The sequence below is a fragment of the Citrobacter sp. Cb004 genome, assembly GCF_030337065.1.
In the GTDB taxonomy this organism is placed as follows: domain Bacteria; phylum Pseudomonadota; class Gammaproteobacteria; order Enterobacterales; family Enterobacteriaceae; genus Citrobacter; species Citrobacter braakii.
This window is the reverse complement of sequence record NZ_JAOWCH010000039.1, coordinates 1-9,537: the sequence shown is the minus strand read 5'-3', so window position 1 is coordinate 9,537 and position 9,537 is coordinate 1. Positions and strand designations below refer to the sequence as shown.

Annotated in this window: 9 protein-coding genes; 3 read left to right on the top strand and 6 right to left on the bottom strand. The window is 47.5% G+C overall.

Annotated elements, in window-relative coordinates:
• Window positions 1-147 precede the first annotated feature (147 nt).
• Together OGV65_RS03110 and OGV65_RS25395 are read right to left on the bottom strand one after the other, a co-directional pair.
• On the bottom strand, window positions 148-1,128 hold the full coding sequence (locus OGV65_RS03110) for an IS5-like element ISKpn26 family transposase (protein WP_000019445.1): 981 nt from the start codon (window positions 1,126-1,128) through the stop codon (window positions 148-150).
• Between the two features lie 45 nt (window positions 1,129-1,173).
• Complete coding sequence (locus OGV65_RS25395; RefSeq protein WP_502874458.1) at window positions 1,174-1,419, bottom strand: helix-turn-helix transcriptional regulator; 246 nt, start codon at window positions 1,417-1,419, stop codon at window positions 1,174-1,176.
• Window positions 1,420-2,201: 782 nt separating this feature from the next.
• Here OGV65_RS25395 and OGV65_RS03105 point away from each other — a divergent pair.
• Window positions 2,202-2,579 carry a winged helix-turn-helix transcriptional regulator gene (locus OGV65_RS03105; RefSeq protein ID WP_286454601.1) on the top strand — a complete coding sequence of 126 codons (378 nt, stop codon included), beginning with the start codon at window positions 2,202-2,204 and terminating at the stop codon, window positions 2,577-2,579.
• 275 nt (window positions 2,580-2,854) lie between these two features.
• Here OGV65_RS03105 and OGV65_RS03100 read toward each other — a convergent pair whose 3' ends face one another.
• The 3 genes from OGV65_RS03100 to OGV65_RS03090 all read right to left on the bottom strand — a co-directional run bounded on the left by OGV65_RS03100 (window position 2,855) and on the right by OGV65_RS03090 (window position 6,495).
• Complete coding sequence (locus tag OGV65_RS03100) at window positions 2,855-3,133, bottom strand: hypothetical protein (RefSeq protein WP_286454600.1); 279 nt, start codon at window positions 3,131-3,133, stop codon at window positions 2,855-2,857.
• A 327-nt stretch (window positions 3,134-3,460) separates the two neighbouring features.
• Complete coding sequence (locus OGV65_RS03095; RefSeq protein WP_286454599.1) at window positions 3,461-5,881, bottom strand: flavocytochrome c; 2,421 nt, start codon at window positions 5,879-5,881, stop codon at window positions 3,461-3,463.
• 5 nt (window positions 5,882-5,886) lie between these two features.
• Window positions 5,887-6,495, bottom strand: coding sequence for an NADPH-dependent FMN reductase (locus tag OGV65_RS03090; RefSeq protein ID WP_286454598.1), 609 nt, complete (start codon window positions 6,493-6,495; stop codon window positions 5,887-5,889).
• A gap of 150 nt (window positions 6,496-6,645) precedes the next feature.
• Between OGV65_RS03090 and OGV65_RS03085 the strand changes: the two genes are divergently transcribed.
• On the top strand, window positions 6,646-7,599 hold the full coding sequence (locus OGV65_RS03085) for a LysR family transcriptional regulator (RefSeq protein ID WP_286454597.1): 954 nt from the start codon (window positions 6,646-6,648) through the stop codon (window positions 7,597-7,599).
• On the top strand, window positions 7,596-8,528 hold the full coding sequence (locus OGV65_RS03080) for an FAD:protein FMN transferase (RefSeq protein WP_286454596.1): 933 nt from the start codon (window positions 7,596-7,598) through the stop codon (window positions 8,526-8,528). The genes OGV65_RS03085 and OGV65_RS03080 overlap by 4 nt, the downstream gene beginning before the upstream one ends.
• 256 nt (window positions 8,529-8,784) lie before the next feature.
• Here the strand turns inward: OGV65_RS03080 and OGV65_RS03075 are convergent.
• A protein-coding gene (locus OGV65_RS03075; RefSeq protein WP_095033700.1) for an IS1-like element IS1B family transposase occupies window positions 8,785-9,482 on the bottom strand; the annotation gives its coding sequence in 2 pieces (ribosomal slippage) (window positions 8,785-9,233 and window positions 9,233-9,482; 699 coding nt in all).
• Between the last annotated feature and the right edge of the window lie 55 nt (window positions 9,483-9,537).

Here is a 9,537-nt window from a genome sequence, read left to right as displayed (position 1 = left end):
GGAAGGTGCGAATAAGCAGGTCATTTCTTCCCAAGCTGACTCGCTGATTAAAATTTCGCGGATCTGGGCCGATTTTTTTCCCGCAAACACATCGAATCAGCCTATTTAGGCTATTTTTTCCACCATTTCTGGCGTTATTTCCGGTTTTTACTGAGATCTCTCCCACTGACGTATCATTTGGTCCACCCGAAACAGGTTGGCCAGGGTGAATAACATCGCCAGTTGGTTATCGTTTTTCAGCAGCCCTTTGTATCTGGCTTTCACGAAGCCGAACTGCCGCTTGATGATGCGAAACGGGTGCTCCACCCTGGCACGGATGCTGGCTTTCATGTATTCGATGTTGATGGCCGTTTTGTTCTTGCGCGGATGCTGCTTCAAGGTTTTTACCTTGCCGGGACGCTCGGCGATCAGCCAGTCCACATCCACCTCGGCCAGCTCCTCGCGCTGTGGCGCTCCTTGGTAGCCGGCATCGGCTGAGACAAATTGCTCCTCTCCATGAAGCAGATTACCCAGCTGATTGAGGTCATGCTCGTTGGCCGCGGTGGTGACTAGGCTGTGGGTCAGGCCACTCTTGGCATCGACACCAATGTGGGCCTTCATGCCAAAGTGCCACTGATTGCCTTTCTTGGTCTGATGCATCTCCGGATCGCGTTGCTGCTCTTTGTTCTTGGTAGAGCTGGGGGCCTCAATGATGGTGGCATCCACCAAAGTGCCTTGGGTCATCATGACGCCTGCTTCGGCCAGCCAGCGATTGATGGTCTTGAACAATTGACGTGCCAGTTGATGCTGCTCGAGCAGGTGGCGGAAATTCATGATGGTGGTGCGATCCGGCAGGGCGCTATCCAGGGATAATCGGGCAAACAGGCGCATGGAGGCGATTTCGTACAGGGCATCTTCCATGGCACCGTCGCTCAGGTTGTACCAATGCTGCATGCAGTGAATACGCAGCATGGTCTCCAGCGGATAGGGCCGTCGGCCATTGCCCGCCTTGGGATAAAACGGCTCGATGACAGCGGTCATATTCTGCCATGGCAGAATCTGCTCCATGCGGGAGAGGAAAATCTCTTTTCGGGTCTGACGGCGCTTAGTGCTGAATTCACTATCGGCGAAGGTGAGTTGATGGCTCATGATGTCCCTCTGGGATGCGCTCCGGATGAATATGATGATCTCATATCAGGAACTTGTTCGCACCTTCCCTAGGCCATAATGCCGCCGGAATACTCTGCAAAAAGTTGCACTATCATCAAACCCCACCTGAACAAATATATTCACAATGGAAAGATCACTGGTTTTAAGGAGTTCAGCAGCAACAGTCAACCTTCGCAACCGAATGTATCTTGCTAGCGAATATCCGGTAATCTGTTTAAACAATCTTTGCAAGTACCATTGAGAATAACCGGTCCTCTCGGCAATAATCATAGTAGACATTGACCTCGAAAGATCTGCTTCAATCCAGAACACTGTATCCAAAATTACCTTGTGTGAAATCTTTTCTTCATTCGCTACTTCTAATGTCATAAATCCCCAGCATTACAGTTTTAACCATGACAATACTATAAAGGAGCTACGCCGATTGGCCTGCAACTACAGCAAACAGGACTCTATTTAATTAACTGGAGGCTTGAAGATCGTCATCTGCGGCTGGTGGTGTATGCGTGGCAGTTAGATTGTATGCAGCATCACCGGACCTAGGCCAGCAGCGACTGACCTCACGAGCTGGTGACGGTGCTGAACGTGCATGTTGAGCACCAAGACACCTCTGTCGCCTCAAAAAGGCTTCACTGGTCTGAGTTAACTGATGCGAATACACGCGGCTGCACCCATGCATTGATCCGCTCGGCCAGCCACAGTATTGCCGTACGGACTGGGCCATGCAGCGAAAGCTGGTGGCGCTGGTAAAGATAAGCATGGCTGACCAGCGCGAAGCGTCCCTTGATGCAGCCCCCCTAAAGAAACCAAAGCGCCCCAGTGTACCGAAGGCGTTGTAATCGCTGAGCGAGACCAGCGAACCGAGATCTTGGAACTGAAACGGTGGTATTGGTTTTCCGTCCAGCCAATCGGGCAGGTGCCGCGCCAGATGCAGCGCCTGCTGGTTGGCGACCTGGGCTGTCGCCGGCAATGGCCGCTGCGCGCCCTCCGGCTGAAGGCTGGAGCAGTCGCCAAGGGCAAAAATCGATTGCTCGCCTAGATACCGGCGATGGATGGAGAACACATGTACTGAACAGTGTTCGGTGCGCGGCGTACTTGATCGCATTGGCGACAAATGGTCAATATTGATCGTGATTACGCTTGGGCAGCGTGAACATCGGTTCAGTGAAATCCTTCGCACCATCCCGGACATCTCCCGACGTATGCTGACCCAGACGTTACGCGATCTGGAACGAGACGGCATGGCCCTACGCCAGGTATTCCCAACAAGGCCGCCGAGCGTCGAGTACCAACTGACAGACATGGGCGAATCGCTGCTCACGCCGCTTGTCAGCTTGATCGCCTGGGCGGATGAAAACGTGGCGCGTGCCGAACAGGCACGGGCGGCATACGACGCAAGATCTGCAGTGGGTGCTAGTCGTCGTTTGTAGTATCGAGGTTTTGTTTCTGTCCGCCAAAACCTGCGACCGCTGCGGTCGACGTGCTGAATTAGGCGATTCTGAATTTCAGGAGTTTTTGTCGGTTGACCGTGTTGCGGGGTTTGGCTCTGTATTTGGTGATGGGGAGCTAATCAGGCTGGATTTGTGTCAACACTGCGTCAAAATTGTTGTAGGGCAATGGATGCAAAAAGGCAAAATGGCCTGACACTGATTTACAGGCTATTATTTCTTCCCAAATATAACGTCAGATTCAGTCTGAAGTTTGGTTAAAGCCCCAGCATATCATTTTGGTTAAGTGCTCTCTGTGATTTTTTCCTTTTACCGGCTTTGTTGAATAAATCATATTTGGGGTAAACATTCCCGTAGCCGGTGGGGTTTTCAGGCAACACGCTCGCTTTCTGGCATGCCTGCTCTTTGTTGCTGACATAAGTCATCAGAGATTCATACGGACCATCATTTCGCCACCTACCACATTGATTCTGAACACTCTCTGCAGTACTGCTACCATTTGCGTCTCCACCAATCCGGCAGCCCGGATTGGACATTTGACCAGATGGGACACCTTTTACTAGCTGCGTCTCTTCACCTCTGACTATTCTATACAACGCACATTGCTTGATGTGTTCCAGTAGCATCCACGAGGCTTTGTTAATGGAATGGTCGCCTCAATACTATTCTCGCTGGACGCTTACTTTTACACCGATGCTGCATATTTAGTGGATAACCTGATTCTGCTCATCAGTACGGCTAAAAACGGGGGATTTTCTTGCAGAAAAGGTGCAAATTCCGCTTAAAAAAAAGAGATTAACCCACTTGGGGCTAATCTCTTTGGTTAACGGCTAGTTACACGATCAATTTTTATTGAGCGCGTTTTAGTTCATTTCTGCAATAGCCGTTTGGCCTGCAATTCGGCCAAAAGTAAATATATCAGCCAGTGCATTACCACCGAGGCGGTTACCGGCATGGATACCCCCTGCGACTTCCCCGGCAGCATAGAGGTTCTTAATCGGTTGGTCGTGTTCATCCAAAACCCTGGTGGTGGCATCAATCTTCAGACCGCCCATTGTATGGTGAACAGCGGGTTGTCTGGGCGTTGCATAGAAAGGTGCTTTTTCTACTTTCAGGCTAAATGTATCTTTGTGGAATTCAGGATCTTCACCTGCCTCAACATAGCTATTGTATTTGTTGACGGTATCCACGAGTATGTCTGGATCCATGCCTACTTTAATCGCCAGCTCTTCAAGAGTATTAGCTCTAAAGAGGGTACCGGCTTCAACTTGACGGTCAATTTTCTCCTGACTGGTATTCGCAGCAGTTTTCTTGATCTCATCATCAGCAATCAGATAGAAGAGACCACTTTCAGCCAGCGCAGCTTTGGTTAAAACGTCACGCCCGGCAAATTCATTGATGAAGCGTTTGCCCTGTTTATTCACAATGACGAAGTTCTCTGGCGGTACCTGAAGACCGCTGAATAGCTCACCTGTATTCGGGTCGGCTACTGGCATCATCTGGGTGAAGCCCATACCAGTTAAGCTTGCGCCTACTGATTGGCCAAGAAGGATACCGTCACCTGTCATAGCATAGGAATTAGTTGTCTTGATATCGTCAGCAATGTGGCTCCAGTATGTGTTGTACTGTTTTAGCATCCTGGTATTAGCACCAAAACCACCGCTGGCCAGAACAACCGCTTTAGCATGAACGGTAATTTTTTGTCCGTTCACGCCTGTAGCGATAATCCCTTTAATTTCACCATTTTCGATGAGGAATTCTTTTGCCGGGCTATCGGTAATAATGGTGCCAGACATATCTTCAATATATTTGCTTAATGCAAGAATAAAGGCGGTACCATATTTTTTGACTGGTTTGTGACCCCGACGCCATAGCGCGCCAACAGGAGCAAAAACTATGTCTTTGCTAAACTCAACACCGATGTCTTCAAGCCATTTAACGCTCTCTAAGGCTCTATCGGTTAAGATCTTAACCAGGTCGTATTGACCATAGATGCTGTTTCCCTGGAGGTCAGTACGTTTACCACCGAAATAGGTCTGCATTCTGTGCAGAAGCGGAGAGTCAAACAGAAAGCCCTTGTTATCGCCAAAGTGTGCCTGGTAAATAGCAAATTCGTTTTTCAGCGCTCTGAAGTCAGCCAGATATTCCTGGTGAATATCACGTTCATCCGTGTTTAATAGCGCTTCGATAGTATGTCTTTCGCCCGGATTTTCCTGAAAAGATCTCTGCCACTCAGGGTCTGCAGCATTAACTGGACCACCGGTACGAATAGTGTTACCACCAACAGCCGGGTATTTTTCAAGAACGATGGCACTTTTGCCTTGCTGTAAGACGGTTGCTGCCGCACTTAAGCCGGCGCCGCCGCCACCAATCACAACCACATCACAGGTGTACTCTTCATCGCCGCGATTCAAACTACTGGCTGGTTTTGGACGTTTCTTCAGGATGTCAGGGTTCACACCAGCCAGTTTAACCGCCTTAGCAACACCATCGATCACCGCGTTGCTTGTCTCTGATGCGCCGGACAGCGCATCTACATTCAGGGTCTGCCCCTCGATTATCTTGTCAGGAATTCTCACAAATACAACGTCAGCTAGACCTTCTGTTTCGCCGGCGGTGTCAATATAAATGCTTTCGATTTTCTTCTCGCTGAAGGAGACCTTCATTGGAAGGGCACCGCCATGACCTAAGGCATGTACTTCATAGGTGCCAGGCACGAAAGAGAAATCCTCTTCTTCATTTAATTGATTCGAAATTTTGGCAAAACGCATGAATCTTAAGAAGCAGATTTCCAAAAAGTTGATAGCACCTTCGTCGTTCAGTTGACCATTTTCGTCAAAGGCCTTGTTGGCATTGCCCAGCAAGAATTCGTAACCCGGCATCACATTGGCATTGATCCCGGGAGCATCCAGTATCTGCCTAAGGTGCAGCTGAGCGCGAGAAGAGCCTTGATAATCAATAGAAGCGCCCAGAATCATAACAGGCTTGCTATCCAGAGGATGAAACTCGTAGCTTAGCCATTCAAGAACGCTTTTCAGGCTGGAAGGAATGGAGTGGTTATATTCTGGCGTTGCAATAATGACGCCATCGCTTGCCACTATTTTTTCATTAATCTCCAGTAGCTGTGGATTGTTAGATGGGCTGTCCTGGTTAAACATAGGGACTTCGTTGATTTCTAACAGTTCAATTTCAGCTTTGTTTTTAAAATGCGTCTGCATAAACTGAAGCAGTGTCCGGTTATAGGACTTCGGAGACGTGGTTCCGACAATTGCAGTAAATTTCATTTCTTTTATGCCCCCTGAGTTTGCCAGGCGAATTTTTTGTCTTTTTTGCTGACCGTCTTGTCTGATAACAATTTTGTAATAAGATCGGTAAACAGAACAAATTCTCTAAAAATCTCATTGAGTTCAGCTAGCTTAGCCTCATTGATTAAGGTGCCTCTCGCATCAAAGGCGCTTTGCGATTTTCCCAACAGGAATTCGCTGGCAGGCATAAGTCGTGCGGATAATTCAGGGGAATCAAGAATTTGACGAAGATGGGCCTGAGCGCGGGAAGAGCCTAAGGCTCCATGGGAGGCTCCCACAATCAGGACCGGTTTATCAGTGAGGGCCTGACTGGTATAGCTGATCCATTCTAATGCGCTCTTTAAGGCTGCGGTGATGGTGTGGTCATACTCTGGGGTAGCGATGATCACACCATCAGCCTGACGGATTTTAACTGACAGGGCTTCCACTTCCTGAGGGATCTGGTCATCTTCGGCTTCGTAAAAAGCCGGAAGATCTTTTATTTCACAGAGCTCTATCCGGGCCTCTTCCTGAAAGTGCTCTTTCATAAATTGCAGTAACATGCGGTTTGATGACATCTTAGAATTGGTGCCAACAATTGCTAAATAGTTCATATTTAATAGTTTCCTGTACTGTAATAGCCATAAGTAATTTCTGGGTATTGTTTTAACACAGTATGCAAAAGCTATCTAATAGCTATACATTAGCACCTGATAAGTAATTTGTTATAATGCGGAGGTTAAAGGGCCTGGAGGGGAGAGCAAATGGCAAAATATAAGGGTCAAAATGCCTTATGTTACATAGATGCTTTACTTAAGTTCAGCAACTACAGCAAGGCTGCCGAATCCCTCTGTATCTCTCAACCTTATTTAACTCAGGTCATTAAACGTATTGAAACAGAACTGAATTGTCAGATCATCAACCGCAATGAGCTGCCTTATCGTTTAACGGAGCAGGGCAAGATTTACTATGACTATCTTGGTTCACTCGAAACGGTTTACTCCAATATGCGTCGGCAAATCAATGTGATAACGGATATGGGTAAGACGACGATAAAAATCGGTATCTTACCCAGTATCGGCACTTACCTGATCCCGCTTTTTTTGCCGAAATTTCTGACCCTCTATCCCGAATGTCAAATCGAACTGGTGGAAGATATACCAGAAAACAATGAAAAAAGGCTGTTAAAGAGTGAAGTGGACTTTTGGATTGGACAGAACTCAAGTTGTCTTGCTCCCGCACTTTGTGCCGTTTCCTGGGGGAAGCATCGGTATTATGCCGTGATCCCCAGCTCCAGCGAGCTTTATCAGGAAGAGACCGCCACTCTTGCGGAAGGGAGTATTGCCATAGAAGACCTATTGAGACAGAAGCTTGTGTTAACGTCTAAGGGATCGGCCATCAGAATGCAGATCGATCACTTGTTGGGTATTTATAAAATAAAGGCCAGTATCATTGTAGAAAGCAGTGAAATAGCCACGGTGAAAAATCTTGCTATGGCCGGTATGGGCCTTACTTTTGTCCCTGAAAGTGTGGCCATAGAACCCTCCCCCTCACAATACAATATCTATGAACTGCCCGTTGACCAGTTGAACATAGATTACTTCATCGCGCATAACCGCAACAGGGAACTGTCGGCGATCGATACGGATCTGCTTGATTCATTTCTGCGTTATAAAGATACCGCCCAATACTCATGTCGTGAGAAGGAGAGTTCATGACAGAGGCCAATCAAGCGATCGATCTTATGGGGACCAGTATTCGCCTGTATTTTAAGGGATATCAGGCTGAGAAGTGGCTAACAGTGGCGTGTGACAGGTTAAGGCATTACGAGCAAGTTTTTAGCGCCAATAATGAATTCTCACAATTGTCTTTTTTGAAAACAACCGCGGTCAAAGAACCGGTCGTTGTGGATCCGGATTTGTATGAATTGATCAAGGTGGGAAGAGATCATAGCCTGGAATCCAATAGTTTTTTGAATATTGCCATTGGTCCTCTGGTTAAGCTTTGGCGAATTGGCTTTGATGAAGCAAGGGTACCCAGCCAGGAAGAGATCTGCCAGGTCCTGGCGCGCTTAGATCCTGCCGATATCGTCCTAGACGATGATCAAAAATCGGTGTTTTTTGCCAAAGAAGGCCTTGAAATAGACCTGGGCGCCATTGCGAAAGGGTATTTCAGCGATAAGATCATGGATTTCTTTAAGGAAAAGGATCCAGTTTCCGCCATGATTGATATTGGCGGTAATTTGCTTGTTTATGGCGAATCACCTAAAAAAAGCCCCGATTGGGATGTCGGTATACAGAACCCCTTTCTGCCAAGAGGCCATAGTGTTGCAAAGATCAAGGTAAGAAATCAGTCGGTAGTGACCTCAGGTATCTATGAAAGAACCTTCGAGTACAATGGCAATAAATACCATCACATTTTTGATAGCCATAGCGGCTATCCGGTCAGGAGCAATGTTGCTTCCTTAACTATTATCTCTGATAAATCAATAAATTGTGATATCTATACGACGAAACTGTTTGGCCTGGATCCGAAAATTATTTTACAAACGGTCAATAAAATAGAGGGGATGGAAGCTATTGTGATTACCGTTGATGGGCAATTAGCCACCACCTCCAGCCTGAGGGAAAAAATAACGCTGGCTTAGGTTGTTTTATCTGGTACCCGAAATTTTATTTATTCAACAAAGCCGGTCTGACTCTACTTATCAGCTCCGTTGAAAGTGGAAGAATTACCTTGGTTTTTTCGATATACATGAGTTTTTATCTTCTCTTTTTGATTTGTATTGAATGATTTCATCGTAAAGATCCCGACTTTTCAGTAAATCTGTATCTACTGCTATATTGCAGTCGATAAGGAACTTTATAAAAGATATATTTGCATGTTTTGGTAATGACTCCAACTTATTGATAGTGTTTTATGTTCAGATAATGCCCGATGACTTTGTCATGCAGCTCCACCGATTTTGAGAACGACAGCGACTTCCGTCCCAGCCGTGCCAGGTGCTGCCTCAGATTCAGGTTATGCCGCTCAATTCGCTGCGTATATCGCTTGCTGATTACGTGCAGCTTTCCCTTCAGGCGGGATTCATACAGCGGCCAGCCATCCGTCATCCATATCACCACGTCAAAGGGTGACAGCAGGCTCATAAGACGCCCCAGCGTCGCCATAGTGCGTTCACCGAATACGTGCGCAACAACCGTCTTCCGGAGCCTGTCATACGCGTAAAACAGCCAGCGCTGGCGCGATTTAGCCCCGACGTATCCCCACTGTTCGTCCATTTCCGCGCAGACGATGACGTCACTGCCCGGCTGTATGCGCGAGGTTACCGACTGCGGCCTGAGTTTTTTAAATGGCGGAAAATCGTGTTGAGGCCAACGCCCATAATGCGGGCGGTTGCCCGGCATCCAACGCCATTCATGGCCATATCAATGATTTTCTGGTGCGTACCGGGTTGAGAAGCGGTGTAAGTGAACTGCAGTTGCCATGTTTTACGGCAGTGAGAGCAGAGATAGCGCTGATGTCCGGCAGTGCTTTTGCCGTTACGCACCACCCCGTCAGTAGCTGAACAGGAGGGACAGCTGATAGAAACAGAAGCCACTGGAGCACCTCAAAAACACCATCATACACTAAATCAGTAAGTTGGCAGCATCACC

What these genes read in the sequence shown, in the direction of transcription:
- OGV65_RS03110 (WP_000019445.1), bottom strand. Translation starts at nt 1,128, where the DNA reads ATGAGCCATCAACTCACCTTCGCCGATAGTGAATTCAGCACTAAGCGC.
- OGV65_RS25395 (WP_502874458.1), bottom strand. Translation starts at nt 1,419, where the DNA reads ATGATTATTGCCGAGAGGACCGGTTATTCTCAATGGTACTTGCAAAGA.
- OGV65_RS03105 (WP_286454601.1), top strand. Translation starts at nt 2,202, where the DNA reads ATGGAGAACACATGTACTGAACAGTGTTCGGTGCGCGGCGTACTTGAT.
- OGV65_RS03100 (WP_286454600.1), bottom strand. Translation starts at nt 3,133, where the DNA reads ATGTCCAATCCGGGCTGCCGGATTGGTGGAGACGCAAATGGTAGCAGT.
- OGV65_RS03095 (WP_286454599.1), bottom strand. Translation starts at nt 5,881, where the DNA reads ATGAAATTTACTGCAATTGTCGGAACCACGTCTCCGAAGTCCTATAAC.
- OGV65_RS03090 (WP_286454598.1), bottom strand. Translation starts at nt 6,495, where the DNA reads ATGAACTATTTAGCAATTGTTGGCACCAATTCTAAGATGTCATCAAAC.
- OGV65_RS03085 (WP_286454597.1), top strand. Translation starts at nt 6,646, where the DNA reads ATGGCAAAATATAAGGGTCAAAATGCCTTATGTTACATAGATGCTTTA.
- OGV65_RS03080 (WP_286454596.1), top strand. Translation starts at nt 7,596, where the DNA reads ATGACAGAGGCCAATCAAGCGATCGATCTTATGGGGACCAGTATTCGC.